Source organism: Rhodovulum viride (assembly GCF_003265965.1).
GTDB classification, from domain to species: Bacteria; Pseudomonadota; Alphaproteobacteria; order Rhodobacterales; family Rhodobacteraceae; genus Rhodovulum; species Rhodovulum kholense.
Genome location: NZ_MUAV01000122.1, coordinates 1 through 889 on the forward strand (window position 1 = coordinate 1; position 889 = coordinate 889).

At 66.9% G+C, this 889-nt stretch carries 1 pseudogene; it reads left to right on the top strand.

Features of this window, described 5'->3' with window-relative positions:
• Positions 1 to 101: 101 nt before the first annotated feature.
• Positions 102 to 889 (top strand): annotated as a pseudogene (locus BYZ73_RS24245) (DDE-type integrase/transposase/recombinase); the annotation flags it as partial.

Here is an 889-nt window from a genome sequence, read left to right on the forward strand (position 1 = left end):
CGGATGATCACATAGACCCTCGCCGGTCTGCCCTGTTCATGGCAAGGTCGATCCTGCGCGAGGTTCGGGAAGGGACGGGAGCATGCTGATCTCTCTTCTCTCTGCGCAAGCAGGCCAGCACGACACCGAAGATCCGGGGAGCGATCCAGGCGAGCAGCGAACCGGCGAGGTTGGTTGCCGAGCGCTGCGGGATCTCCGGGCAGACGGTCTGGAAGTGGCGGGGTCGCGACGACGTCCACGACCGGAGCCAGCCGCCGCACCGCTTGCAGACGACGCTGACGCCGGCGCAGGGTTAACGATCGATCCGGTGGATCTATCGTGGCGAAGAACGTCGCCGTGGTGCGGCGCAAGGCGCTTGTCCTGCCGCTCGACGATCTGCTCGCCGTGGTGCGCGAATTCCGCAACCCGCATGTCTCGCGCTCGGGCCTCGACCGCTGCTTCCGGCGCCACGGCGTGGGCAACCTGCGGGCGCTGAAGCCCAAGGACTCCAGGCCCGCGCATGGCAGCTTCATGGCCCACGAGCCTGGCTATCTGCACATCGACATCACGTATCTGCCCCAGATGGCCGACGAGGACCGCCGCCGCGATCTCTTCGCTGCCATTGACCGAGCGACGCGGCGGGTCGCCGCCGCGCATCTATCCCGCACAAACCGCGGCCAACGCCCGCCGTTTCCTTCGCGATCTGGAGGGCGCGGCCCCGATGAAGATCGCCCGCGTGTTGACCGATAACGGCAAGGCTTTCACCGACCGCCTCTTCGGCCTGCGCAAACGCGCTGCAACCGGATAACACGAGTTGACCTCCTCTGTGCGGACCTCGGGATCGAGCATCGTCTCGCGCCGCCGATGCGGTCGCAGACGAACGGCATGGTCGAGCGGTTCAACGGCAGGA